This is a genomic window from Catenuloplanes nepalensis, from assembly GCF_030811575.1.
Taxonomy (GTDB): Bacteria; Actinomycetota; Actinomycetes; order Mycobacteriales; family Micromonosporaceae; genus Catenuloplanes; species Catenuloplanes nepalensis.
Genome location: NZ_JAUSRA010000001.1, coordinates 2,502,216 through 2,527,029, shown reverse-complemented (window position 1 = coordinate 2,527,029; position 24,814 = coordinate 2,502,216). Strand labels below are relative to the sequence as shown.

The 24,814-nt window shown below is 71.0% G+C and carries 21 protein-coding genes; 6 read left to right on the top strand and 15 right to left on the bottom strand.

Annotation, left to right across the window (positions count from 1 at the left end; genetic code table 11):
- Positions 1–27 precede the first annotated feature (27 nt).
- The 8 genes from J2S43_RS10545 to J2S43_RS10510 form a co-directional block, all read right to left on the bottom strand.
- Complete coding sequence (locus J2S43_RS10545; RefSeq protein ID WP_306828680.1) at positions 28–366, bottom strand: hypothetical protein; 339 nt, start codon at positions 364–366, stop codon at positions 28–30.
- Between the two features lie 216 nt (positions 367–582).
- Positions 583–1,527 carry an ABC-2 membrane transporter-related protein gene (locus J2S43_RS10540; protein ID WP_306828679.1) on the bottom strand — a complete coding sequence of 315 codons (945 nt, stop codon included), beginning with the start codon at positions 1,525–1,527 and terminating at the stop codon, positions 583–585.
- Positions 1,527–2,420 carry an ABC transporter ATP-binding protein gene (locus J2S43_RS10535; RefSeq protein ID WP_306828677.1) on the bottom strand — a complete coding sequence of 298 codons (894 nt, stop codon included), beginning with the start codon at positions 2,418–2,420 and terminating at the stop codon, positions 1,527–1,529. Before J2S43_RS10535 ends, J2S43_RS10540 begins: the two co-directional genes overlap by 1 nt.
- Positions 2,417–2,860: a GntR family transcriptional regulator gene (locus J2S43_RS10530; protein WP_306828675.1), complete on the bottom strand. Its 444-nt coding sequence runs from the start codon at positions 2,858–2,860 to the stop codon at positions 2,417–2,419. The genes J2S43_RS10535 and J2S43_RS10530 overlap by 4 nt, the downstream gene beginning before the upstream one ends.
- A gap of 47 nt (positions 2,861–2,907) precedes the next feature.
- Entirely contained in the window at positions 2,908–3,933 is a 1,026-nt protein-coding gene (locus J2S43_RS10525; protein WP_306828674.1) for a hypothetical protein, read from the bottom strand.
- Positions 3,930–4,247, bottom strand: a complete 318-nt coding sequence (locus J2S43_RS10520) for a PadR family transcriptional regulator (RefSeq protein WP_306839242.1) — start codon at positions 4,245–4,247, stop codon at positions 3,930–3,932. Before J2S43_RS10520 ends, J2S43_RS10525 begins: the two co-directional genes overlap by 4 nt.
- A gap of 51 nt (positions 4,248–4,298) precedes the next feature.
- Positions 4,299–4,955: a response regulator gene (locus J2S43_RS10515; protein WP_306828673.1), complete on the bottom strand. Its 657-nt coding sequence runs from the start codon at positions 4,953–4,955 to the stop codon at positions 4,299–4,301.
- The gene (locus tag J2S43_RS10510) at positions 4,952–6,133 is read right to left on the bottom strand and encodes a sensor histidine kinase (RefSeq protein WP_306828672.1); all 1,182 of its coding nucleotides are present in this window, start codon (positions 6,131–6,133) and stop codon (positions 4,952–4,954) included. The genes J2S43_RS10515 and J2S43_RS10510 overlap by 4 nt, the downstream gene beginning before the upstream one ends.
- Positions 6,134–6,312: 179 nt before the next feature.
- Here J2S43_RS10510 and J2S43_RS10505 point away from each other — a divergent pair, with 179 nt between their 5' ends.
- Together J2S43_RS10505 and J2S43_RS10500 are read left to right on the top strand one after the other, a co-directional pair.
- Entirely contained in the window at positions 6,313–7,044 is a 732-nt protein-coding gene (locus J2S43_RS10505; protein ID WP_306828670.1) for an ABC transporter ATP-binding protein, read from the top strand.
- Positions 7,041–9,602 carry an FtsX-like permease family protein gene (locus tag J2S43_RS10500; RefSeq protein ID WP_306828668.1) on the top strand — a complete coding sequence of 854 codons (2,562 nt, stop codon included), beginning with the start codon at positions 7,041–7,043 and terminating at the stop codon, positions 9,600–9,602. Before J2S43_RS10505 ends, J2S43_RS10500 begins: the two co-directional genes overlap by 4 nt.
- Positions 9,603–9,870: 268 nt before the next feature.
- On the opposite strand, the gene J2S43_RS10495 is transcribed toward J2S43_RS10500, so the two are convergent.
- The 3 genes from J2S43_RS10495 to J2S43_RS10485 all read right to left on the bottom strand — a co-directional run bounded on the left by J2S43_RS10495 (position 9,871) and on the right by J2S43_RS10485 (position 12,075).
- Complete coding sequence (locus J2S43_RS10495; RefSeq protein WP_306828667.1) at positions 9,871–10,281, bottom strand: hypothetical protein; 411 nt, start codon at positions 10,279–10,281, stop codon at positions 9,871–9,873.
- A 47-nt stretch (positions 10,282–10,328) separates the two neighbouring features.
- Complete coding sequence (locus J2S43_RS10490) at positions 10,329–10,745, bottom strand: hypothetical protein (protein WP_306828666.1); 417 nt, start codon at positions 10,743–10,745, stop codon at positions 10,329–10,331.
- Positions 10,746–11,172: 427 nt separating this feature from the next.
- Positions 11,173–12,075 (bottom strand): hypothetical protein, encoded by a 903-nt coding sequence (locus J2S43_RS10485; protein ID WP_306828665.1) that lies wholly within the window; start codon positions 12,073–12,075, stop codon positions 11,173–11,175.
- 1,646 nt (positions 12,076–13,721) lie between these two features.
- On the opposite strand from J2S43_RS10485, the gene mmsA reads away from it, so the two are divergent.
- From mmsA to J2S43_RS10470, 3 genes are all read left to right on the top strand, one after another.
- Positions 13,722–15,269, top strand: coding sequence for a multiple monosaccharide ABC transporter ATP-binding protein (gene mmsA, locus J2S43_RS10480; RefSeq protein ID WP_306828663.1), 1,548 nt, complete (start codon positions 13,722–13,724; stop codon positions 15,267–15,269).
- Positions 15,266–16,558: a multiple monosaccharide ABC transporter permease gene (gene mmsB / locus J2S43_RS10475; protein ID WP_306828662.1), complete on the top strand. Its 1,293-nt coding sequence runs from the start codon at positions 15,266–15,268 to the stop codon at positions 16,556–16,558. The genes mmsA and mmsB overlap by 4 nt, the downstream gene beginning before the upstream one ends.
- Positions 16,559–16,633: 75 nt before the next feature.
- Positions 16,634–17,746 carry a substrate-binding domain-containing protein gene (locus tag J2S43_RS10470; protein WP_306828661.1) on the top strand — a complete coding sequence of 371 codons (1,113 nt, stop codon included), beginning with the start codon at positions 16,634–16,636 and terminating at the stop codon, positions 17,744–17,746.
- A 187-nt stretch (positions 17,747–17,933) separates the two neighbouring features.
- Here J2S43_RS10470 and J2S43_RS10465 read toward each other — a convergent pair whose 3' ends face one another.
- The 4 genes from J2S43_RS10465 to J2S43_RS10450 all read right to left on the bottom strand — a co-directional run bounded on the left by J2S43_RS10465 (position 17,934) and on the right by J2S43_RS10450 (position 23,906).
- Entirely contained in the window at positions 17,934–18,929 is a 996-nt protein-coding gene (locus tag J2S43_RS10465) for an MsnO8 family LLM class oxidoreductase (protein ID WP_306828660.1), read from the bottom strand.
- A 49-nt stretch (positions 18,930–18,978) separates the two neighbouring features.
- A complete protein-coding gene (locus J2S43_RS10460) occupies positions 18,979–20,451 on the bottom strand; it encodes an N-acetylmuramoyl-L-alanine amidase (protein WP_306828658.1) in 1,473 nt (490 codons plus the stop codon).
- Between the two features lie 1,323 nt (positions 20,452–21,774).
- Complete coding sequence (locus J2S43_RS10455; RefSeq protein WP_306828657.1) at positions 21,775–22,770, bottom strand: LacI family DNA-binding transcriptional regulator; 996 nt, start codon at positions 22,768–22,770, stop codon at positions 21,775–21,777.
- Positions 22,771–23,000: 230 nt separating this feature from the next.
- A complete protein-coding gene (locus tag J2S43_RS10450; protein ID WP_306828656.1) occupies positions 23,001–23,906 on the bottom strand; it encodes a LysR family transcriptional regulator in 906 nt (301 codons plus the stop codon).
- 77 nt (positions 23,907–23,983) lie between these two features.
- On the opposite strand from J2S43_RS10450, the gene J2S43_RS10445 reads away from it, so the two are divergent.
- The gene (locus J2S43_RS10445; protein ID WP_306828655.1) at positions 23,984–24,691 is read left to right on the top strand and encodes a type 1 glutamine amidotransferase domain-containing protein; all 708 of its coding nucleotides are present in this window, start codon (positions 23,984–23,986) and stop codon (positions 24,689–24,691) included.
- Positions 24,692–24,814 lie beyond the last annotated feature (123 nt).

Here is a 24,814-nt window from a genome sequence, read left to right as displayed (position 1 = left end):
ACCAGCCTCGGCAGCCGTGTGCCGGAATCAGGAACCCAGGTACGACGTGGTGACGTTGACGGTCTGGAACGTGCAGTCCGGACCGTCGTGCGACAACGTGCTGTACTGGTTGCGCCGGACGGTCAGGCTGTTGTCGCCGCTGGACGTGCAGTCCGCCACCGACTTGTACCGCCCGGCGTAGGACGCGCCCGGCGACGAGCAGCGCTGGTCCCAGTCCGTGTTCCACCAGATGCCGTAGCAGTTGTGCACGCTGTTGCCGATCCCGTCAGCGAGCGCGGGGCCCGCGATGGAAAGGGCCGCCCCGGCGCCGAGGAGCAGGGCCGCACTCAATTTCGCAGCCCTTTTGATGATCGTCTTCTGTGGCATGGCTGAATCCTCCCGTGTGCCAGCCGAATGAATGAAAACCGGTTACGCAACCGCCGCCGAGCGTGGCATGCACATTCGTCGATGTCAACACTCTTGATTGCATACGAGGACGCCGCTCGATAACCGATGTCAGCGCACGGAGAATCACCGCCGGCGAATCGCCGGCGGATTTCCGAAGTTCATATAGATCACTTATCTCGGCATATGCGGTCCGGATTACCGCTCCAACGACCACCGTGCCGCCGCCACCGCCGCGGCGGCACCGGCGAGAAGCAGCGACAGTTCGGCGAGCTGGAACCAGACGTACCGGCCCGCAGGGTGATAGGACACCTGTTGCAGCAGCTCATGACGGTTCAGACAGTCGGCCGTCGGGTAGGTGTTGCCCGGGTCGTCGCAGATCGCACCGGCCTCGCGCGAGCTCAGTTCACGGCCGGACGAGTCGACATAGGAGATGGAACGCAGCCACCCCGAGCGCCCGGCCACGGGCGACGGGTCAGGAAACATGCTCGCCCCGCCGAGCACGATGTCGGAGGCCGGAAAATAGTAAGGACGAATAGCCGTGAGCCCTATCGAGAAGAGCGCGAGAACAATCAGTGTCAAGGCCATGGCAACCGTTACCCGACGCGCCACCGCACCGATCAGGACGCCGGTCGCCAACGACAGCACCCAGGCCCCGGCGGGCACCAGACCCGCCTGTGCGAATGCGACCGGATCACCGAACACCCGCGATTCGAACATCGGGGCGAATCGGTTCACGGACCAGAGCACGGAAATGCCGATGGACGATCCGAGTACGGCCGCGGCCACGGCCAGGACAGCGGTCTTCGTGAGAAGCCAGCGCCCCCTTCCGATGGATTGTGTGAACGTGAGCCGATACGTCCCCTGCTCGAATTCCCGGCTCACCATGGGTGCGCCCCAGAACACGCCCACGGTGAGCGGCAGGAGACTGCCGGCGAGCATCACGCCGGTGAGCGCGTTGTACAGCCGGTTCGCGCGCACGCAGGCCGGAGGCGCGACGTCCGTGGAGACGACGCGCAGGCACTCCGCGATCGCCCGGTGGCCGTCGGCGCCCACGTAGAGCAGGAATCCGCAGTAGGCGAGCACCAGTGCCGCTCCGCCCACGATCTGCCAGCGATGCTGACGCCACGTGACCCACAGCATCAGGAGACGCGCGTCGGCACCGCGGACATCGGACCCGGTAGTGCACTGTGCGCCGGGGCGCGCAGGTACGCCAGGACGAGGTCCTCCAGGGCGGGCTCGCGGACCGTCCACACCGGGTCCGGCCGGTGCGAGCCGAGCCGGGCCAGCACGGACGCCTGCCGGCCGGAGACCGTGCTCGCCACCACGGGCAGCCGCCCCGGCAGCGACGACAGCGCCTCCGCCGGCCCGGTGAGCAGCCGATGGCCGTCCAGCAGCCCGTCGACCGGGCCACTCACCTGTACCTGCCCTCGATTGATCGCGACCATCCAGTCACAGGTGTCCTCCAGATCCGCGATGATGTGCGACGACAGCACCAGCGTCACGCCGGTCTCGGCCACCACCCGCATCAGCAGCGCCATCACGTCGTGCCGGGCGACCGGGTCCAGACTGGCGAGCGGTTCGTCCAGCAGCAGCAGGCGGGGACGTTTCGCCAGGGCCAGCACCAGCGCCACCTTGGCACGCTGACCGCCGGACAGGCCCCGGGCCGGTACGCCGGGCGGGACGTCGAGGTCCCGGAGCCGGTCCCGGGCCCACGGCCCGTCCCACCGCGGGTTCAGCCGCCGGCCGAAGGCGAGCAGATCCTCCGTGGTGAACGAGGGGAAGAGCGCGGAGTCCGGTGCCATGTGCGCGACATCCGGCAGGCGCCGCGCCACCGGCCCGCCCAGCACCCGCAGCTCACCCTCGGACGGCCGCAGCAGCCCGGCCAGCAGGCTCAGCAGCGTGCTCTTCCCGGCACCGTTCGGGCCGACCAGCGCGACCACCCGCCCTTCCGGCAGCGAGAGCGAGCAGTCGCGCAGGCCCCACCGGCGGCCGTAACGGCGGCCGAGGCGGGACGCGTCGACGGCGGAGCTCATGCCACCTCGGTCTCGGTGAACTCGCGCAGCGCTGTGGTGAACAACGCCTCGATGTCCTCGTGCGACAGGCCGGCCGCGCGGGCGGCGTCGGTCCACTGCGCCAGCTGCCGCCGCAACCGGGCCTGCACCACGGGCGAGATGTCGCCGAGCGAGCGCTCGACGAAGGTGCCGAGACCGGGACGCGCGCTCACCAGACCCTCCCGTTCGAGTTCACGGTAGGCCTTCAGAACCGTGTTCGGATTGATCGCCAGTGCGGCGACCACCTCGGCCGCGGTGGGCAGCCGGTCGCCGGGCTTCAGCAGGCCGAGGCGGATCGCGTGCTTCACCTGCTGCACCAACTGCAGGTAGGTGGAGACGCCGGACCTCGAGTTGAGATGAAAGTCCACGACGCCGCCCCGGCTTCTCCATGATTCCACTACTTGAGTAGCTGAATCATGCATCTCGCCACTCGACGCAGTCAAGGAATCGTGCGCGGCCGTTCCCGCGATCAGGCCGGCGGGCGCTCCGCGGCCGGCAGCGGCGCCGATCGCCGCGCGGCGCCCGCGATCACGGCCGTGACCAGAAGGAACGGGATGGCGGCGGCGAGGTAGAACCCGTCGAACGCGTCGAACGCGCTCCACAGCAGGCTCGTCCCGCGCACCAGCAGCGGGTCCGGCAGCGCGGCCCGGACGCCGTCGACCCAGATCGACACCACGGGCAGCGTCAGCGCGACCAGCGTGGTGACCGCGCACAACGTCCCGGCCACCCGCAGGGCGAACTCGGCGCGACGCAGCCGGTAGCCGGCCCAGGCGACGAACAGCCAGGCCGCGATGGCCGCGAGCACGGCACCGGCGACGCCACCGGCATGGGCGGTCCAGGGCAGCGCGGGCCGGATCGACACCCCGACGTACGAGTGCGGAACCGCGGACGTGTCCGGCCACTCCGCGGTGTAGAGCAGCAGCAGGCCGTCCCGCTCCGCGACGAACGCGGTCCGGTGCAGGTCGTACTCGGGCCCGGTGCGGTAGAGCCCGGTCTCGATCGGGCCGGCGTCCCAGCCCTCGGCCGCGATCCGGGTGGCGGCGTCCCGGGCGTCCTGCGCGTCCCACCCCAGCGTGGCCGAGTCGGTCCACGGGAAGACCTCCACCAGCCCGTCGGCGTGGTTGTGGGACACCGTCGTGCCGCCCGGGAACGTCCTGCCGAGCGCGACTCCGGCGATGCGCAGGATCTCCGCGTCGGCCGGGACCGGGTTCTTGTTGAAGCGCCAGCCCGCCCACGCCCCGCCGGCCGCGCCGAGGCCGGCGGCGAACAGCGCGGCCACGATCGCGAACGCCAGCGTCGCGCGGCCGGCCGGCAGCCGGAAGCGTTGCCGCAGCCCGCCGCGGACCAGATCGAGCACGTCGGCGCGGTCGGGCCGCTCCTGGCCGGGCCGGGCCGCGTCCATCAGCGTCGTGATCAGCTCCAGGCCGTGGCGGCGGCGATAATCCCGCGGGTACGCCCGGAGCAGCACCCGGTAGCGGCTCTCCAGCGCGGTCATGCCGTGGCCGGCCGCGTGTTGAGCCTGCTCACGGCCGCGTCCGCGTGACGCCGGAGCCGGGCCGCCTCGGTGGCGAGCGCGGTCGCGCCCGGGGCGGCGAGCCGGTAGTAGCGGCGCAGCCGGCCGTCGACCGCCTCCTCCCGGTCGACCTCGATCAGCCCCTGCTCGGTGAGCCGGTCGAGCGCGCCGTAGAGCGTGCCGGTCCGCAGCGTGACGCCGCCCTGGGAGAGCGCGCTGACCTCCTGCATCACGCCGTAGCCGTGCAACGGCCCGGACGCGAGCGCGGTGAGGATGAGGAACGTGGGTTCCCGCATGGATGCCATGCCGGTGGACAGTACATCCACCGGCATATGCCGTCAAACGTACTATCGCGGGCCGGGGGCGACGAGCCGCCGTTCCCACGCCCACGCCGCGATCTCCACCCGGTTGCGCGCGCCGAGCTTCGCCTGCACGCTGCTCAGGTGCGTCTTGACCGTGCCGATCGAGATGAACAGCTCCGCCGCGATCTCCGCGTTCGTCCGGCCCTGCGCGGTCAGCCGGACCACGTCCAGCTCGCGCGGTGACAGCTCGCCCAGATCCTGGCGGGCCGGCGCGGGTGGCGTCAGGTGCTCCAGCAGCCGGACCGTGATCGACGGGCTGATCAGCGCGTCGCCGGTCGCGGCCGCGCGCACCGCCTCGACCAGCAGCGCCGGGCCGGAGTCCTTGAGCAGGAAGCCGCAGGCGCCGTTGCGCAGCGCCGCGTGCACGTACTCGTCCAGGTCGAACGTGGTCACCACGACCACGTTGACCGGGTCGGCCACGCCCGGGCCGGCCAGCCGGCGCAGCGCCTCCAGACCGTCCATCTTCGGCATGCGGATGTCCATCAGCGCCACGTCCGGCCGCAGCCGTAACGCCTGCTCGACGGCCTGCACGCCGTCCGCGGCCTCGCCGACCAGCTCCATGTCCGGCTGCGCGCCGATGATCATGCCGAATCCGGTGCGGACCATCGCCTGATCGTCCGCGACCAGCACCCTGATCGTCACTGTCGCCCCTCACCCGCGGCGATCGGAAGTGCCGCGTCGACCACCCATCCTCCGTTGATCCCCGCACCGGCGCGCAACCACCCGCCGACGGACGCGACCCGCTCGCCCAGACCGTCCAGGCCGTAACCCCGGCGGTCGGTCGCGCGGGGCGCCGCGGTGCCGTCGTTGGTCACCCGCACGAACAACCAGTCGGGGGTACGCCGTAGCTGCACATCGGCCCGGGTCGGCGCGACCGCGTGCCGGCGGACGTTGGTCAGCGCCTCCATCACCACCCGGTACGCGGACGTGCTCACGTCCACCGGCAGCCCGTCCAGCGTGCCCTCCACGAACAGCCGGGCGTGCGCGCCGCCAGTGGCGGAGAACTGCTCCAGCAGCGGTTGCAGGTCGGCGACGCCGGCCAGCGGCGCGAGCGGTGCGGCCGCGTCCGCGCCGCGCAGCACGCCGACCATCCGCCGCATCGCGGACATCGTCTCCGCGCCGGCCTTCTCGATCTGGTCCAGTGCGGTGATCACCCGCTGTGGGTCCTGCTCCGCGATGAACCGCGCGCCCTGCGCCTGCACCACGATTCCGGTCACGTGGTGGGCGATGAAGTCGTGCAGGTCCCGGGCGAACTCGGCGCGCTGCTCCGCCCGTACCGTCGCGATCTGCCTCTCCCGTTGCCCGGCGGTGAAGCGGGTCCAGACGCCGATCGCGGCCACCCCGCCGCCGGCCATCACCAGCAGCATGCCGAAGATGACCATCTCGATGCCGAAGCCGATCCGCTGCGGCTGCAGCAACAGCGCGAACAGCACCGCCATGCCCGCGGCCCAGGCGACCGCCGGACGGCCGTAGCGCGCCACCACGTAGAGCACCAGCAGCAGCGAGCCGGACTCGGCGAAACCCCAGCCACCGCCGGTGGAGCCGCCGGACACCATCAGCATGGCCAACGTGAACATCATCGAGGCCACGGACAGCGCGATCGCGAACACGGGCAGCAGCTGACTGCCCGGGCGATGGCGGCGGGCCCAGATCAGCGTGCCGGCCCCGCCCAGCACCAGCGACGGCAGCAGGAGCACCCCGGACACGCCGTCCGCGTCGGCCGCGGTGATGAACAGGTCGAGCAGGACCGCCAGCCCGAAGACGGCGAGCAGTGCGCCACGCCGGTATCCCAGCCGTCCACGCTTCCGTGTAGAGATCATCATCGTCTCCCCAGCGTAGTCGCGGTGCGGCCCGGCCGGGTTCTGCCGAACGACGGGGCGGGCCCTCTGACTTTCGGCGGAGGCCGGCCGTTGATCTCCGGTCGGCGGGCGGATGTGGCCGGACTCCCGGTTTCGGCACGCTGTGCTGGCTCTCGTTTCCGACCGAAGGGACTTCGACGATGATGCTCGCCTGCGAGGCACGTGACCTGGTGAAGGTCTACGGCCGTGGCGACACCGCGGTGCGTGCGCTGGACGGTGTGACGGTGGGTTTCCCCCGCGCCGAGTTCACCGCGATCATGGGCCCGTCGGGTTCCGGGAAGTCGACGCTGATGCACTGCCTGGCCGGCCTGGACCGCGCTACCAGCGGCGCGGTCATGCTCGGCGACGTGGACCTGACCCGCCAGTCCGACAAAGTCCTCACCAAGGTCCGCCGCGAACGGATCGGGTTCGTCTTCCAGGCGTTCAACCTCCTCCCGCAACTGACCGCGGCACAGAACATCACACTCCCGCTCGACCTGTCCGGCACCACACCCGACCCGGCCCTGTTCGGCCGGCTCGCCGACGTCCTCGGCCTGCGCGACCGCCTCAAGCACCGCCCCAGCGAACTCTCCGGCGGACAGCAACAACGCGTCGCCCTCGCCCGCGCCCTCGTCTCCCGCCCCGAAGCCGTCTTCGCCGACGAACCGACCGGCAACCTCGACTCCCGTACCGGCGCCGAGGTGTTGTCGTTCCTACGCGACGCGGTCCGCGAATACGGCCAGACCGTCGTCATGGTCACCCACGACCCGATCGCCGCCTCCTACGCCGACCGCGTCGTCATGCTCGCCGACGGCCGCATCTCCGGCGAGATCATGCGCCCCACCCGCGAATCCGTCACCGACGCACTCCACCACCTGGCCGGTGCCCGATGACCGTACTGCGCACCCAACTCGCCGGCCTGGCCCGCCGCCCAGCCCGGCTGCTCCTCACCGGCCTCGCCCTGATCGTCGCGGCCACCGTCGTCTTCGGCACCGTGCTCGCCCAGCGAATCACCTACCAGACGATCCTGGACACGTTCAGCGGTACGTCCGCGGCCGCCGACCTGGTCGTCGGTAACGCGGCCCCGGCCACCCCGGAGGCGCTGGCGATCATCCAGCGGACCGCCGGTGTCGAGTCGGCCACCGCCCGCAACAGCGCCTACTACGACGTGCCGTCCGTGCCGGGCAACTACCTCGTGGTCACCGGCGATCCCGGGACCGGGCCGCTGGCCGAGGTGACGCTGACGTCCGGGACGTATCCGACCGCGGAGAACCAGATCGCGGTCACCCCCCGCACGGCCGAGCGGATGGGCCTGACCGTCGGCCGGACCGCCACGGTGCGTCTCGGGCCGGACGCGCCCGAGCGCACGCTCACCGTCACCGGTGTCGTGTCACCGGTGCGCGGCGAGGGCTTCGCCGGGACCGCGTACACCACCGGCGAGCTGGTCAGCGCGATGTCCACGGCGGACGTGCCGGACTACGAGGAGTCCGGCATCGGCCGGGTCGAGGTGCACCTCGCGGCCGGCGCCAGCGCGGAGGCGGTCACCCAGGACCTGTCCCGCACACTGCCGCAGGTCGTCGACCCGGCCGGCGACGGCGTCGCCACCCGGGCGCTGGACGTCAGCAACGGCGCCGAACTGCGCGAGACCGAGGCTCTGGAGGCGGCCTCGTCCATGAACGAGCTGTTCTTCCTGGTCGGCATCTTCGTCGCGATCGCGGCCGCCGCGGCCGCGCTGGTCGCCACGTCCACGTTCCGGATCGTGTTCGCCCAGCGGATGCGGCAGCTCGCGCTGCTCCGGGCGGTCGGTGCCGGCCGCGGTCCGCTGACCCGGGCGCTGGTCGCCGAGGGCGCGCTCACCGGCGCGGTCGCCGGTGTCACCGGTGTACTGATCGCCTACGCGCTCGGCCTCGCCGCCGGACCGGCCGCCCGCGTCTTCCTGGACGCCGAACTGGCCCTGCCCGGCCTGCCGATCGTGCCCGCGGTGCTGGTCGTCGCCGGCACCACGATCGTCGCGATCATCGCGGTCCTCTCCCCCGCGGTCACCGCGGCGCGGGTCTCGCCGCTGGAGGCGCTGCGCTCCGCGGCCGTCACCGGCGCCAGCGCGCGTCTCGGCGTACCCCGCTGGATCCTCGGTCTGATCCTCACCGCCGCGTCGCTGGCACTGGTCGCGCTCGCCGTCACCAACCTGCCCGAGCCGAACATGCCGAACGAGACCGGTGAGCTCGTCATGCTGGCCACGGTCGGCGGCGGCACGCTCGGCTTCTTCGCACTGATCGTGCTCGGCCCGGCGGTCCTCCGCCCGGTGCTGTGGCTGGTCGGCCAGCCGCTGCGCGCGCTCGGCCCGACCGGCCGGCTGGCGGTCGGCGGCGTCGGCGGCGCACCCAAGCGGGCCGCCGCGGTCAGCGTCGTGGTGGCGCTCGCGGTAACCATGATCGCCGGCGCGCTCGTCGCGCTCTCCACCGCACGCGCGGCCATGGACCAGGAACTCGCGCTGATGGCCCCGGCCGACCTGCAGGTCTCCGCGGAGACCGGCAAGGCGCTGCCGGCCGGTGCGGTCGACGCGGCGCGCGCCAACCCGGAGCTGAAGGACGTGGTGCCGTACCGCGTGACGGAGGCGGGCATCCCGGTCGAGGCCCGCGACGAGCCGAACGCGCAGAACCCGGTGCTCGACCTGTCCCTGACCTCGCTGCGCACCAAGGACGACATTCAGGTCACCGAGGGTACGCTCGGCGCGCTCGGCCCCGGCAAGGCCATCGCGCTGGACTACCTCGGGGACTTCACCGGCCTCGGCATCGGCGAGACCACCACGATCACGCGCGAGGGCAGGAGCGTCACGGTCACGGTCGTCGCGACCGTCGCCGGGCTGCCGATGAACGCGTGGGCGGTGCTCGACCCGGCCGACATGACCGCGCTCGGCCTCGCCGCCGAACCGACCGGCCTGCTGGCCGACGCGGCCGGCGACCGGACCGCGGCATACCAGGCCGCGCAGACGCTCGTCCCCGGCGGCGGCGTGAGCGTGCTCGCCGACCAGCGCGACGACTACGCGGAGCAACTCCTGGTCATCACGGTCGCGGCGCTCGGCCTGGTCGGCATGACCGTCTCGGTCGCGGTCGTCGGCGTCGGCACCACCACCGCGCTCTCCGTGGTGGAACGACTCCGCGAAGCCGGTCTGCTCCGCGCCGTGGGCATGTCCCGCGGCCGGCTGCGCGCCACGCTGCTGATCGAGGCCTCGCTGTACGGCGTGGTCGGCTCGCTGCTCGGCCTGGCGCTGGCCATCCCGTTCGCGTCGCTGATGCTCGCCGGAGTCGGCCTGGACGGCCCGCTGGCGCTGCCCTGGGACCAGCTGGCGCTGACCGTGCTGGTCCTGGGCCTGCTGACCGCCGCCTCCGGCGTGCTCCCGGCCCGCCGCGCATCCCGGGTGTCACCGACCGCGGCACTCGCCATGGACTAATTAGTTCCCGGGAGTGGAACGGACGGGGCCTCGCGGTTCGTGAGGCCCCGTCCGCCTTGCGGTTCGTGAGGCCCCGTCCGCCTTGCGGTTCCTGAGGCCCCGTCCGCCTTGCGGTTCGTGAGGCGGACGGGCTCGCGATTCGTGAGGCGGACGGGCTCGCGATTCGTGAGGCGGACGGGCTCGCGATTCGTAGGGCCCGCCGGCCTCGCGATTCGTAGGGCCCGCCGGCCCGCGGACCCTCCGCCTCCCAGGCCCCGTCCGACGGTGATCAGCGCGGCGAGGGCTGCAGCCGCGTCATCGGCACGCCGGCCGACCTGCAGGCGTGCTCCGCGCCCATCAGCAGCACCGCACCGCGCATCCCGTCGATCGGCCGCTCCGGATCGTTCTTCTGGTAGCCGAGCTGGAACACCTCCCCGATGCGGGCGAGACTCTCGTGACCGGAGGCGGCCAGCTGGTCCGCCAGCCTCCGCGCCTCGGCCTCGGAGACCTCGGGACGGCCCCCGACCACGAACTCCCTGGTGAACCCGTCGATCCGCTGGCAGGCCAGCACGCCGGAGTCCTCCCGGGTGGCGAAGTAGACGGCGGCACCGGAGGCGGCCAGCACCGCCACGGCGACGGCTGCCGCCGCGACGATGACGCCCGTGCGCCGACTGCGCGGGGCGGGCGGCTCCGCGCCCATCGGGATGATCGGCGCCGGGTCCGTGGGTGTGGTGATGACGGCTCTCCTCAGATCGATGTCGTCATCTCGACGCCCGCCACCATGCAGGCCGGGAGGACCTGGGAGTGGAGGTAGGACGCGCCCTGGGCGCCCTTGAAGCGGTCCGGCTCCCCGGCGAGCGCCCAGCGCAGATATTCGCGGCCGAAGTGGGACAGCGCCTCGTTCTCCGAGCCGGCCAGGCCGTCGGCGATCTCCCGCAGCTCGTCCGGGCTGAGGACCGGCGTGCCGCCGTCCGCGAGGTCCGCGCCGATCCCGTCCACCCGCTGGCAGGCGGCAACGCCGGAGCCGCTCGGCGCGCGAAGATAGAAGGCGAGTCCGGCACCCGCGGCGACGAGCACGACGACCGCCGCGATCGCGCCAACGATGATCAACCGGCGGCGCGATGGCGGGGCCTTCTCGGCGGTGAAGTTCGGGTCAGCAGGCATTCATCTCTCCTCGGTCGACGCATTATTCAGTGATCTTGCAGCGCCCGTACAGCGCGTTTTGATCTCGATCGTGCGACCGTCCTGTGTGCTCGATCAGGACACGGCCAGCGGACGCGATGCCGGCCGGGACACCGCGAGGGCGACGGGGACTTGCGGGCATCATGCATGCCGGCACCGCGGTCGCGGCGAAGAGGGCGGGTGCAGCGGACGCCACGAAAGCGAGCGGCGACGGAGGTGCTGCGGGCGGTGAGCGCGCGAGCGCGGTGAGCCCGGTGAGCGCGCGAGCCCGGTGAGCGCGCGAGCGCGGTGAGCCCGGTGAGCGCGCGAGCGCGGTGAGCCCGGTGAGCGCGCGAGCGCGGTGAGCCCGGTGAGCCCGCGGGCGTCGCGAAGTCAAACGGGTCCGGCGAATCCGCCGGACCCGGTGAATCTACTGAGGAGGGTCGAACGGGGTCCAGACCCAGGTGTCTCCGCAAGCCTGGTAGGTGGCGTCGATGAGCGCCCGAGCCGCGGCCGGGCCCTGGACCTGAGCGGCCGCATCGGGATCGACCGGTTCCATGATCAGGCTGCGCGGGTCCGTCCCGCCGTAGGCCGCCTCGAGCGCGAGCAGGTAGTCCCGGCCGACGGTGGCGAGCGTGTCGTTGTAGGCGACGGCCAGATCCTCGGCGATCATCTTCGTCTGCATCGGGCGGAGCGTCGGCCGGCCAGACTCGGCGATCTGCTTGATTGCCGCGCAGCCTTCGGACGCGTCCTCGTCCGCGAAGAACACGAACACGCCCGCCGCGACGTTCAGCAAGACCCCCACCACCACGACCGCGACCAGCCACGGATTCCGCCACGGGCTCTTCCGCGGCTGCCCGGGATTCGTAGGCACGAAGAAGCCGGGCGGCGGCGGCTGCGGCACAACCGGCCCCTGCGGCGCCCCGAACGCGGGAGCATTGGGCGGCGGCGCATACGGGCCGACGCCGAGCGGCGACACATACGACGCCGGACCGGACAACGGCGCAAACGGCGTCCCACCAGCCGACGCCACAACCGGCGTCACATCGGGCGACACAGCGACCGGCGACGCGGCAACCGGCGACGCATCGGGCGACGCGGCAACCGGCGACGCGGCAACCGGCGACGCTGCAACCGGCGTCGTATCGGGCGGTGTCATCACTGGAGCGGGCTGCACGGCGTCGGACGGCGTGGCGGGACCGTCACCGGCCGCCGGAATCCACGGTGCGGCGATCTCGTCCGGAACGGGTTCCGTGGTGTTGCGGGCCTCGGTGGCGGAGGCTGCGTCCGGCGGCGGCTCGGACTGCTGGGGTGAAGCGCCAGGCGCGGTCATGGCGGCATTATTCAGTGATCTTGTGTGCGGCGTACAGCCTGATTCGCCAAGACCACACCGGACTGATCATTTCGCGCTCGACTACGCCCGCCGGCCGCACCCGGTCGCGCAGCGCCTCTTCGAGGCCGCGGTCCCACACGTCATTCCCCGGCATCGCGATGTTCGGTACGCCCGCGATCCTGCACACGCGCGGCCCCCGACCCCCGAGTCCCCTCTCGCCGAACCTCGCCGGCCAACGACCACCGAGCCACCTCCCGCGCACGCCCGGCCTCGACACGAGACGTACGCAACGCCACATCTCCACTCTGGGTGACCACACACGGGTGAGATCGCCGACTCACGTTCATCAGCGGTCACCCTCGGAGGATCGCACGCGACCGCACGCCCCTTTTGCCGCTTTCCCAGACACGGCAGCGTAGATCCGCCTCCATGATCCATCGACTAGTGATACACCATGCACCGAATGAGCGCCTCATAACGTGCTTGGTGTATCACTACTCTCCGCACACGGCGACATAATAGGAAATTTCGGTCACCACATACGACGGGGTCGACCGCCGCCGAGACGACGCGCCGCCACAACAATCCGCCAGGACATCCCGTGGAAGTCGCGATCCCAACGCGGCCATGAACTGCGCTGAGCCCATGCGAGCAGGTCGTCAGGCACGACAGCATCACGGACGAAAACCCCATGCGCACTCCAGTAACAACAGCCGCGGCCCACACGGCCCCACCGCGCATGTCAGCAGCGACTACAGCCGCGGCGCACACACCACCCCTACCGCTCACGCCACCGGAAACGACGGCCCAGCCGACCCGAGCCCACACACCACGGCCGACGGAAACGATGACCGCAGCCCACCCGAGCCCACACACCACCGCCGGCAGAAACGACGATCACAGCCGACGCGAGCCCACACCACCACCGGAAGAAACGATGGCGCGGCCGACCGGAGCCCGGGTGTCGCGTGATCGCGGTCGCGGCAGGTTCGTCGCGGGTGCGGGGGATGTCGCGGGGGCTTCGTGGGCACGGCGGGACCGGCTCCGATGCGGCGTCCGGAGCGGCGACGGAGGCCGCGCGAGAGTTTGCCCGCTCCCAGCAATGCGGGCCGCACCACGCCGGGAGCGGAAGAGCGCGGTCGTTGATCTGTTTGCTTCGGCCCAGCCCGCCGCGGCGGCGGCGCGATGGGTGACCGGTGGGCGAGCTTGCTTCGGCCCAGCCCGCCGCGGCGGCGGCGGCGCGATGGGTGACCGGTGGGCGAGCGCGGAGGTTCGGGGTCGATTGGGTGGCCGAGGCAACAAACAAAAGGGGGTTTGCGGCGGATCCGGGCGGGGCAAGGGGGCGTGATTCCGGGCTCGGACTTCCGGATGGTGGGGCGTGCGCGGGATGTTGATCACGGTATGGGCTCGACTTGATCACTTTGCGTGAGTTCGCGTGCGCAGTTTCGTACCGTTATATCTTGATTTTTGGGGCTTTTGCGGGTGGAGCGAAGGGCTATAGCACACGCCGACTACCGAATTGTTACAAGCGGCTGTCGTGCGAGATCTTGCGAAACGTGTTCGGCTTGAAATAAGTTCCTCCCCGCAACAAATGCACATCAGCTGATGAAGACCCTCCCGGAGGCAACCATGACGGTCGTGAGGCCATGAGCAGTGCCCCGGTCCTGCTTGAGATGCGCGGCATCACCAAGGAGTTCCCTGGTGTGAAAGCGCTCTCCGACGTCTCGCTGCGCGTGCGTGCGGGCGAGATCCATGCCATCTGCGGTGAGAACGGCGCCGGCAAGTCGACGCTGATGAAGGTGCTCAGCGGCGTCTACCCCTACGGGTCGTACGACGGTCAGATCGTCTACCAGGCCTCCGAGGTCCGGTTCGGCGACATCCGGGCCAGCGAGAACGCGGGCATCGTGATCATCCACCAGGAGCTGGCGCTGATCCCGCTCATGTCGATCACGGAGAACCTCTTCCTCGGCAACGAGCCGAGGAAGAACGGCGCGATCGACTGGACCGCGGCGCAGCTCAAGGCGAAGGAGCTGCTGGCCCGGGTCGGCCTGGATGAGGACCCGGACACGCTGGTCAAGGACCTCGGCGTGGGCAAGCAGCAGCTCATCGAGATCGCCAAGGCGTTCGCGAAGAACGTCAAGCTGCTGATCCTGGACGAGCCGACCGCGGCGCTGAACGAGAACGACTCGCAGCACCTGCTCGACCTGCTGCGCGGCTTCCGGGAGCGCGGCATCACCTCGATCATCATCTCGCACAAGCTGAACGAGATCGAGGCGATCGCGGACTCCATCACGATCATCCGGGACGGCAAGAGCGTCGAGACGCTGGACGTGAAGGCGGACGGCGTCGACGAGGACCGGATCGTGCGCGGCATGGTCGGCCGCGAGCTGACCAACCGCTACCCCGATCACACCCCCAAGATCGGTGACGTCTTCTTCGAGGTCCGCGACTGGACCGTGCGGCACCCGATCTCCGCGGACCGGCTGGTGGCCAAGGGCTCCAACTTCACGGTGCGGCGCGGCGAGATCGTCGGGTTCGCCGGCCTGATGGGCGCGGGCCGCACCGAGCTGGCGATGAGCATCTTCGGCCGCTCCTACGGCGTGTTCGAGCACGGCGAGATCTGGAAGGACGGCAAGCGGATCGAGATCAAGACGGTCTCGGACGCGATCGACCACGGCCTCGCCTACGTCAGCGAGGACCGCAAGGCCGTCGGGCTGAACCTGCTCGACGACATCAAGACCTCCACGGTCGCGGCGAAACTGTCGAAGATCCGCAAGTTCCTCAAGCTGGACGAGGTCGCGGAATACAAGGCGGCCGAGGGTTACCGCAAGAGCCTGCGGATCAAGACGCCGACCGTGGACGAGGGCGTCAACAAGCTCTCCGGCGGCAACCAGCAGAAGGTCGTCCTGGCGAAGTGGATGTTCACCGACCCGGACCTGCTGATCCTCGACGAGCCCACCCGCGGCATCGACGTGGGCGCGAAGTACGAGATCTACGGCATCATCCAGCAGCTCGCGGACCAGGGTAAGGGCGTCATCGTCATCTCCTCGGAGCTGCCCGAGCTGCTCGGCCTCTGCGACCGCATCTACACCGTGTTCGAGGGCTCCATCACCGGCGTCATCGACCGGGCCGACGCGACCCAGGAAAACCTCATGAAGCAGATGACCTCCAACAAGAAGATGCAGACGCGATGAGCCGAATCAAGGACCTTCAAAAGAACCTCTTCGGGGGTACGACGAGCAACGCGCGCCAGTTCGGCATGATCTTCGCCCTGGTGGCGATCATCCTGTTCTTCCAGATCTGGACCAACGGCCTGACCCTGAGCTCCGGCAACCTCATCCAGCTGGTCAGCCAGTATTCGTACATCCTGATCCTGGCCATCGGCATGCTGATGGTGATCGTGGCGGGTCACATCGATCTGTCCGTCGGCTCGGTCGCCGCGTTCACCGGCATCGTCATCGCCAAGCTGATGGCCGATCACAACATCCCCTGGTTCCTCGCTCTGCTCATCGGCCTGGGTCTCGGCGCGCTCGTCGGCGCCTGGCAGGGCTTCTGGGTGGCGTACGTCGGCGTGCCGGCCTTCATCGTCACGCTGGCCGGCATGCTGCTGTTCCGCGGCGCCAACCAGTACGTCGGCAAGTCACAGACGGTCTCGGTGCCGGAGGGCTTCCAGACGATCGGCGGCGGCTACCTGCCGGAGATCGGCCCGAACACCGGCTACAACAACCTCACGCTGCTGCTCGGCTTCGGGGTCTGCGTCGCCGTGATCGTCCGCGAGTGGCAGCTGCGCCGCACTCGCTTCCAGATGGGCGCGGACGCCGCCCCGGTCTGGATCTCGGCCGTCCGCGTCGCCATCCTGCTCGCGGTCATCCTGTTCGCCACGTTCCAGTTCGCCGGCGGGCGGGTCGGCACCAGCTTCCCGATCTCGGGCATCATCCTCGCGGTCCTGATCGTGGCGTACTCGTTCTACACCCGCAACACCGCGGCCGGCCGGCACATCTACGCGGTCGGCGGCAACTCCCGCGCGGCCGAGCTGTCCGGCGTGAAGCTCCAGCGGGTCAACTTCATGGTCATGATGAACATGGGCGTGCTGGCCGCGCTGGCCGGCATGATCTTCGTGGCCCGGTCCCGTGCCTCCGGCCCTCAGGACGGCCTGAGCTGGGAGCTGGACGCCATCGCCGCGGTCTTCATCGGCGGCGCCGCGGTCTCCGGCGGCCTCGGCACGATCTCCGGGTCGATCGTCGGCGGCCTGGTCATGGCGGTCCTCAACAACGGCCTGATCCTCAAGGGCATCGGCGCGGACAGCGTTCAGATGATCAAGGGTATGGTCCTGCTGCTCGCCGTCGCACTCGACGTCTACAACAAGCGCCAGGGCCGCTTCTCCATCATCGGCTCGATCACCAAGGGGTTCCGTGGCAGCGGCCCCTCGGCACCGGCCGGGACCGGCCCGGTGCAGCAGGCCAAGACCCCGGTGGCCAGCTGACCGCCGTCCACCTCGTACGCGGGGCGGGCACGTCCGCCCGCCCCGTACAACCTTCAAGAAGGGCACCTCATCACCATGCGTAAGTACCTCGCCAGGAGCGTGGCCATCAGCGCCGTCGCTCTGATGGCCCTGTCCTCGGCCGCGTGCGGATCCGAGCGCGAGGGCGAGAACCCGTCCGGTGGCGCCAGCGGCGGCACCGGTGGCTTCGCGGCCGACTCGCTGATCGGCGTGGCCCTGCCGGCCAAGACCTCGGAGAACTGGGTCCTCGCCGTGGACCTGTTCACCAACGGCCTGAAGGAGGCCGGCTTCCAGGCGGACGTGCAGTCCGCGGGCGCGTCGACCACCGTGGCCGACCAGCAGAACCAGATCTCGTCCATGATCACCAAGGGCGCGAAGGTCATCATCATCGGTGCCACCGACGCCGCGCAGCTCTCCGCGCAGGTCGACCAGGCGCACGACGCCGGCATCAAGGTCATCGCGTACGACCGCCTGATCAAGGGCACCGCGAACGTCGACTACTACGTCGCGTTCGACAACTTCGAGGTCGGCAAGCTGCAGGGCCAGGCGCTGCTCGAGGGCATGAAGAAGAAGAAGCCGACCGGCCCGTACACCATCGAGCTGTTCTCCGGCTCCCCGGACGACAACAACGCCGGCGTCTTCTTCGACGGCGCGATGAGCGTGCTCAAGCCGGAGATCGACAAGGGTAACGTGGTCGTCGGCTCCGGCCAGACCCAGGTCACCCAGACCGCGACCGACGGCTGGAAGGCCGAGAACGCGCAGCGCCGCATGGACGCGCTGCTCACCTCGACCTACGGCAGCAAGACGCTGGACGGCGTCCTCTCCCCGAACGACACCCTGGCGCGCGCGGTCATCACCTCGATCAAGGGTGCCGGCAAGCCGATCCCGGTCGTGACCGGCCAGGACTCCGAGGTCGAGTCGGTCAAGTCGATCGTCGCCGGCGAGCAGTACATGACCATCAACAAGGACACCCGCAACCTGGTCAAGGCGTCGATCGACATGGTCAGGGCGCTGCAGACCGGCGCCACGCCGACCGTCAACGACACCACCTCGTACAACAACGGTGTCAAGGTCGTCCCGTCCTACCTTCTCCCGCCGGTCATCGTGACCAAGGAGAACGCGGCCGAGGCGTACGCGAACGACCCGACGCTCTCCGCGCTCACCAAGTAGTCCCGGTTTGAAAGGCCCCAGGATCTTCCAAGATCCTGGGGCCTTTCATTTCCCGCTTCCGGCGTGATGCGTTGGGCGTGCTCCCGCGGGCGCCGGTCGTCGCGGGGAAGGGTGTTCACTCCGGTCGGGGGTGGGTGGCCGGGGCGGCAGCAGGGCTGCACGTTTCGTCGTGGGGAGAAGAAAGACCTCAGCGTGCGGCTTTGGCGGCCAGTTCGTAGCAGCGGGCGCGCTTCTCGGCGTCGTAGACCGGGACGGCCAGCATCAGCTCGTCCGCGCCGGTGTCCGCGACCAGGCCGGCGAAGCGGTCCCGCACGGTCTCCACCGTGCCGCGCGCCTGGGCCGCGCCGCTGGCCAGCACCGCGTCCCGGACCTCCGCCGGGATCTCCCGGGTCGCCGCGACCTCCGGCGGCAGCAGCGCCGTCTCGCCCAGCTGCTGGAACATGCGGGCCCGCATCAGATCGATCGGGTGCGCGAGGTAGGCGGCCTCCTCCGCGGTCTCGGCCACGACCGTCTCGACCGCGACCATCACGTACGGCCGATCCGACCAGCGGGACGGCGTGAACAGCTCCCGGTACCGCCGGGCGGCCGCCACCGTGTTCTCCGGGCGGATGTGGTGCGCGAACGCGACCGGCACACCCAGCCGAGCCGCCAGCTCCGCGCCGGCGGCGCTGGACGACAGCAGGAACGGCGCGACACCGGCCCGCTCCGGATCCCAGCCGCCGATCAGCCGCACACCGCCCTCACCGGCCAGATAGCGCAGCAGCGAGGTGACGTCCTCCTGGTACTCCGCGTCCGTGGACGGCTCCCCGCCGCGCCGCAGCGCCCGCACCACGGTCTGGTCGAACGTGCCCGGCCCACGGCCCACGCCCATGTCGATCCGGCCGGGGTGGAGTGTGGCCAGCGTCGCGAACTGCTCCGCGAGCGCCAGCGGCGCGTGGTTCGGCGCCAGAACGCCGCCGGAGCCGAGCCGGATCCGGCTGGTCCGCGCCGCGAAGTGCGCGATCAGGACGGCCGGGACCACGCTGGCCGCGAACGGCGACCCGTGGTGCTCGGCGAACCAGACCCGCTGATATCCCAACTCCTCGACGCGCTGCACGGCGTGCGCCGCGATCTCCAGGGCGTGACCGGCCGGGCGCCCCTCCTCCGCGACCGCGAGTTCCAGAGCAGACAGTGCTGTAGCCATGGCCGCAGCGTAGACCGCGCCGGAAGCCGTCCCGCGCCCTGCATTTCGGCTACTTGAGCGCCGCTCGGACCAGAGCGGCGGCCTGCCTGCGCACCTGGGGAACCTGCCGGTAGAGCGCGTTGCCCGGGCACTCGGTCAGCACGCCGTCGCGGTGGGCCGAGATCCGGTTGAAGATGACCTGGTTGCCGACCATGAAACGGTTGTCGGCACGGGCCTCCAGCAGCACCTGCCCGCCGGTGTCCGCGGCCTCGGCGCCGAGCTTCCAGGCCGCGAGGTGCGCCAGCGAGCGAACCGCGGCGGCGGACGCGGCCCTCGTGGAGTACGTGCCGAGGACCACCACACCGAACGAGTCCGTGTTGAAGCCGAAGGTGTGCGCGCCCAGCACGTTCAGCTCCGCGCCGCCCCGGCGCCCCTCGAAGACCGTGCCGCACTTGTCGACCACGAAGTTGTAGCCGATGTCGCCCCACTTGCGGCTCTTCACGTGATAGACGTGGATGGCCCGGATGAGCGCGGGCGACTGCGCGCAGGTGTAATCGTTGGTGCCCGCGGTGTGGTGCACGAACATCACCTGCGGCGGCCCGGTGTAGAGGATCGCGCCCCGATTGATCCTCTCATCGGCCCTCCAGGCCGCACGATCGACCATCGCGGGCGCCCCGACCAGCGGCGCCGGCACCTGCGCGACGGCCGCGATCCCCGGCACTCCGGTCGCCACCGCCGGCCTGCCTGCTGCTGTCCGCGGCGCACCGGTCGTCGCGGTCGCAACCGCCGTCGGCGCGGGACCCGGCGGGATGGCCACACGCGGCCCCGGCCCGCCCCTCCTCGCCTGAACGCTCACCGGCGCTCCGCTCATGGACGCACCACCCGCCGACTCGCTGCCTACAGCGCCGCCGCCCCCGGAACCACCGCCCACAGCGCCGCCGGCCGCGGAACCACTGCCCACAGCGCTGGTGGCTGCGGAACCGCTGGTCACAGCGCTGGTGGCTGCGGAACCACTGCCCACAGCGCTGGTGGCTGCGGAACCGCTGGCCACGGCGCTGGTGGCTGCGGAACCGGCGCCTGAAGAACCGCTTGTCGTGGGGTTGCCGCTCGTTGCCGGCGACGCCGCGGGGTTGACCAGTTCCAGACGCAGGCCGGCCGGAAGCGGGGAGCGGCCCAACGCGCGGATGCGCAGCTCGACGCCGTCCGCCTCGCCGACCCACAGCGGGTCGGTCCCGCCGCGTACCCCCGTGGCCTCTGGTCCGTCCGCGTCCGCGCCGAAGTGCTGGTCCACGTCCAGCGCGCGCCATCTGCTCCACGCGTTCCGGGTGCGGGTACGCACCTCGGCCATGCCGGCGATCGACTGCGCCGGGTTCGGCCACGTCACGCCGATCAGGCTGAACGGCCGCACAGTGCGCGGCGGAAGCGTGACGGTCCCGCCGTCGCGTGCGGCGGCCAACTCCAGCTGCTGCACCGCCGGATCGGTCTGCTCGGCCACCGCCACCCCACCGGCGCCGAGCGCCACCGCGGTCAGGGTAGGCAGCATCCATCCACGAACCGGCACTTCGACACCCCCGTGATCGACCGTTCCTCCCCGCGAGGCTAACCCCCACAAGGTCCCCAGATCGCCCGAAAACGGTTAACGACAGCTGACAAACCCAGCCCCACCAAGCCCGCCGCAGAGCGCGACATCCCATGCACCACCGCCCACCGCCCACCGATCGCTTGGCGTTGACGGCGGTGGGCGCGTTCGACGGACTCGCGGGCGGCAAGCTTCCGAACGCCCCGAGCCGCCTGCGGCGAAGTTTCGTCTCAGCATGGCCCCGACGACCGCAAACCAAGGCGGTCCGCTGCCGCGAGGCCGGACCAGACCCACCCGCCTTCGGCGCCTGATGCCGGGCATAGAGCACCCGGATTGCCCCCATCCTGACCGCCCGCTCCCACCTCCGCCGCTGGCCGATCACTCCCAGCACACCCCCGGCCGATCACTCCCGCCCCCGGCCGGCCACTCTCAGCGCCCCCGGCCGGCCCTTCCCGTCGCCACCGGCCGATCACTCCCGTCGCCACCAGCCGACCACTCCCGTCACCACCGAGCGGCCACTCCCGTCGCCACCAGCCGATCACTCCCGCCGCCACCAGCCGGCCATTCCCGTCACCACCAGCCGGCCATTCCCGTCGCCACCGAGCGGCCACTCCCCCCACCGGCCGGTCCTTCTGCCGGGGATTCGGCATCGGGGAGGGCTATTCAGCGCGTTGCGCACCGACAGCGCCGGCCCGCGGCGACGCGGCGTTGGCTCGCCCGCTGAATAAACCCTCGGTGTCTCTTTTATCCGGCTGCGATCCGCACGGTGCGCACGAGAGAGCCAAACGGGCCCACGGCCGCGAGCCTTAATTGATCTCGTGTGCCAAATCGTTGTTCTCCGGCGTTCTCAACAACGATTTGGCACACGAGATCGTTTTTGACGGTCGATTTCATGGCGATATTTCGGACACGGAGGCTTATTCAGCGGGCGAGCCGAAGCCGCGTCGCCGCAGGCCAGGGCCGTCAGCGCGTAACGTGCTGAACAGCCCTCACTGAGGCTTGTTCAGCGCGGCGACCTCACGCCGCGTTGCCGCAGGCCAGCGCCGTCGGCGCGCAACGCGCTGAATAGCCCTCACTGAGGCTTGTTCAGCGCGGCGACCTCACGCCGCGTTGCCGCAGGCCAGCGCCGTCGGCGCGCAACGCGCTGAATAGCCCTCACTGAGGCTTGTTCAGCGCGGCGACCTCACGCCGCGTTGCCGCAAGCCGGGCCGACTGACGAGGGCGACGCTGAATAAGCCTCACTGTTTCACCATATTTCCGGCCCGAAGCGCCCGGTCGCCGGCCCCGCTAAGCGCTGCCGCGCACGATCAGTCGTACCGGGAGCAGTGCGCGGCCGGCGGGCTCGCCGGAGAGCAGGCGGGCGGCCTCGGTGACCGCGATCGCGCCCATTCGGCGCTTGTCGAGGTAGACGCTGGTCAATGGGGGGTCGATCAGTTCGCCGAGTGGCAGGCCGTCGAAGCCGATCACGGCGCAGTCCTCCGGGATCCGCACGCCGAGGCGGCGGGCGGCGCGGTAGACGCCGAGCGCCATCAGGTCGTTGAACGTGAAGACCGCCGTGATGTCCGGGCGGGCGGCACGCAGCCGCACGAATGCGGTCTCGCCGCCCTCGACCGTCAGCGTGCCGCCGGAGATCGCGTCGTCCGCGACCGGCAGGCCGTGTCCGGCCATCGCGGCGTGGAAGGCCGGGCGGCGGTCGGGCGTGCCGTCGTCCGCGCAGTCGATCATGCCGATCGCCCGGTGGCCGCGTGAGACCAGGTGTGCGATGGCGGCGCGCACGCCGACGTCCGTGTCGACCTCGACCGCGCCGAACGCGGGCTCGTCCACCGCCCGGCCCAGCACCACCAGCGGCAGGCCCTCGGCCGCGGCGGTGAGCGTGGCGTCCGGCGCGCTGAGGTACCCGATCACCACGTCGGCCTGGGCGGCGAGCGTGCGGATCAGCTCGGGCTCGCGGGCGTCGCGGTTCTGCGTGCTGCTGATCAGCACCTGCCATCCGCGCTCCTCCGCGGCCTCGATCACGCCGGCGATGAGTTCCGGGAAGAACGGGTTCTCCACGTCGGAGACGATCAGGCCGAGCGTGGTGGCGCCCGGGCTGACCAGACCGCGGGCGAACCGGGACGGCCGGTAGTTCAGTTCGCGCGCGGCGTCCAGCACGCGGCGCCGGGTCTCCGGGTCGATCTCGCCCTTGTCGTTGATCGCCCGGGAGACGGTCTGGTGGGAGACGCCGGCCAGTTTGGCCACGTCCTTGAGGGTGACGCGCCGGGGCGGCTGCTGCTGTTCGCTCACGATCGTCGCATCGTATCCGGCACGACCGGAATTCCCGCTGGACGGCCGCACCCCGCGCCGTTAGCGTTAACGTGAACGCTCACGGGAACGTTAACGGAGGAGTACGTGATGGACCTTGCTGCCCTGATGTTGAGCGTGGAAGCCGCGAGACGGGCATCGCGGTCGGCGCTGCCGGACGCCCCGATACGCGAGAAGCGACCGCGGTGGTGGCGGTGGCGGGTCCGGAAAGGCTAGAGCGAGCCCCACTGCCGGGCGTGGTCCAGCAGATGTGCGTGCACCCGCTCGGCCGACGGCTCGGTGTAGCCCAGCTTCGTCACCAGGTAGAGCGTGTTCAGCGGCTCGATCATGGACCGGTGCAGCTGGATCACCGAGCCGGACGCCATCGCCGGCTCGGCCAGGTATCGCGGTAGCACCGACGCGCCCACGCCGGCCACCACGGCCGAGAGGACCGCGCGCAGGTCGGGCACGGTGAGCACGACGCGGTTCGGCGGGCGGCGGCCGAACTCGGAGCGCCAGTAGCGCCGGATGATCGGCAGATCCTCCGCGTACGCCACCAGCGGCAGGTGGGCCAACGCGGTGATCGGGTCGACCGTGATCAACGCCGCCTCCACGGTCCGGGCCAGCGCGGGCGTCGCGACGAGCACGAACTGCTCGTCGATCAGCGGCGTGGCGCGCAGCGACCGTGCGGTCGGCCGGATCGCGGAGACCACCAGGTCGTGCTCGCACCGCAGCAGCGCGGCGAGCAGGTCCTCGGCCAGCCCGAACGACGCGCGGACCGACAGCCCCTGCGCGATCAGCGGGCCGAGCGCGGGCAGCACGCGCAGGCTCATCAGCTCGGCCGGGCCGGCCAGGTGCACGGTGCCGAGCGGCTCCGGCGCCTCCGGCCCGCCGTCGGTTCGCACCGCGCCGCGCAGCGCGTCCAGGTGCGGCGCGATCCGGCGGGCCAGATCGTCCGCGCGGGCGGTGGGGCTCACGCCCCGCGGCGTCCGGTCGAAGAGGGGCTCGCCGACCCGCTCCTCCAGCCGGGCCAGCCGCCCGGACACGGCAGGCTGACTCACGCCGCCCGCGGTCGCGGCGGCGGAGAGCGATCCGGTGCGGTACACGTCCAGGAACGTGCCCAGGAGGTCGAGGTCCACGGTATAAGGAATCTTATAGGTGCCGACGGTACGAGCGGTAGGTTCGCCTTGAACATCCCCGTCGAATGGAGATAGCCATGCCCTCGGTGCTCATGGTCGTCACGGCCGCCGACACGCTCACGCTCGCGGACGGCACCGCGCACCCGACCGGCTTCTGGGCCGAGGAGGTCGCGGCGTCGCACCGCATCCTGCGCGAGGGCGGCGTGGACGTGCGCATCGCCACGCCCGGCGGCCGTCCCGCACCGGTCGACCCGGTCAGCCTGGACTCCCGCGGCGGCGTCGGCGAGGCCGAGGCCGCGGAGTTTCGCGCCTACCTCGACACGCTCGCGGACGAGCTGCGCGCCCCGCTGCCGCTGGCCGACGCGTCCGCGGGCGACTACGACGCGATCTTCCTGCCCGGAGGCCACGGCCCGATGACCGACCTCGCCAGCGATCCCGACCTGGCCCGCCTGCTCGCCGAGGCGGACGCCCGCGAGCTGACGATCGCGGCGCTGTGCCACGGCCCGGCCGGCCTGGTCTCCGCCACCGCGCCGGACGGCACCTTCCTCTTCTCCGGCCGCCGCCTCACCGTCTTCACCGACGAGGAGGAGCGCCAGGGTGGCACCGGCGACGGCACGCCGTGGTGGGTCGAGTCCCGCCTGCGCGACCTCGGCGCGATCGTGGCCGCCGGCCCGGCGTGGAGCAGCACCGTCGTCGTCGACGGCAACCTGATCACCGGCCAGAACCCCCAGTCCAGCGTGGACACCGCCCGCACGGTCCTGGCCGCACTCACCAAGAGCGAGTAGCCCCGCCAGGCGCGAGTCGCCCGCCGCGTGATCGAGGCGTCCCCCATGTCGCTCTGACGACATGGGGGACGCCTCGATCACGGGATAGGGGTGGGGGGTTCGCGGGACCACCGCGGATCCGGC

Coding starts and splice junctions, on each gene's coding strand:
- mmsA (WP_306828663.1), top strand. CDS start 13,722: ATGAGCAGTGCCCCGGTCCTGCTTGAGATGCGCGGCATCACCAAGGAG.
- J2S43_RS10530 (WP_306828675.1), bottom strand. CDS start 2,860: ATGCATGATTCAGCTACTCAAGTAGTGGAATCATGGAGAAGCCGGGGC.
- J2S43_RS10470 (WP_306828661.1), top strand. CDS start 16,634: ATGCGTAAGTACCTCGCCAGGAGCGTGGCCATCAGCGCCGTCGCTCTG.
- J2S43_RS10540 (WP_306828679.1), bottom strand. CDS start 1,527: ATGCTGTGGGTCACGTGGCGTCAGCATCGCTGGCAGATCGTGGGCGGA.
- J2S43_RS10535 (WP_306828677.1), bottom strand. CDS start 2,420: ATGAGCTCCGCCGTCGACGCGTCCCGCCTCGGCCGCCGTTACGGCCGC.
- J2S43_RS10505 (WP_306828670.1), top strand. CDS start 6,313: ATGATGCTCGCCTGCGAGGCACGTGACCTGGTGAAGGTCTACGGCCGT.
- J2S43_RS10445 (WP_306828655.1), top strand. CDS start 23,984: ATGCCCTCGGTGCTCATGGTCGTCACGGCCGCCGACACGCTCACGCTC.
- J2S43_RS10520 (WP_306839242.1), bottom strand. CDS start 4,247: ATGCGGGAACCCACGTTCCTCATCCTCACCGCGCTCGCGTCCGGGCCG.
- J2S43_RS10545 (WP_306828680.1), bottom strand. CDS start 366: ATGCCACAGAAGACGATCATCAAAAGGGCTGCGAAATTGAGTGCGGCC.
- J2S43_RS10525 (WP_306828674.1), bottom strand. CDS start 3,933: ATGACCGCGCTGGAGAGCCGCTACCGGGTGCTGCTCCGGGCGTACCCG.
- J2S43_RS10490 (WP_306828666.1), bottom strand. CDS start 10,745: ATGCCTGCTGACCCGAACTTCACCGCCGAGAAGGCCCCGCCATCGCGC.
- J2S43_RS10510 (WP_306828672.1), bottom strand. CDS start 6,133: ATGATCTCTACACGGAAGCGTGGACGGCTGGGATACCGGCGTGGCGCA.
- J2S43_RS10495 (WP_306828667.1), bottom strand. CDS start 10,281: ATGGGCGCGGAGCCGCCCGCCCCGCGCAGTCGGCGCACGGGCGTCATC.
- J2S43_RS10500 (WP_306828668.1), top strand. CDS start 7,041: ATGACCGTACTGCGCACCCAACTCGCCGGCCTGGCCCGCCGCCCAGCC.
- J2S43_RS10485 (WP_306828665.1), bottom strand. CDS start 12,075: ATGACCGCGCCTGGCGCTTCACCCCAGCAGTCCGAGCCGCCGCCGGAC.
- J2S43_RS10460 (WP_306828658.1), bottom strand. CDS start 20,451: ATGCTGCCTACCCTGACCGCGGTGGCGCTCGGCGCCGGTGGGGTGGCG.
- mmsB (WP_306828662.1), top strand. CDS start 15,266: ATGAGCCGAATCAAGGACCTTCAAAAGAACCTCTTCGGGGGTACGACG.
- J2S43_RS10465 (WP_306828660.1), bottom strand. CDS start 18,929: ATGGCTACAGCACTGTCTGCTCTGGAACTCGCGGTCGCGGAGGAGGGG.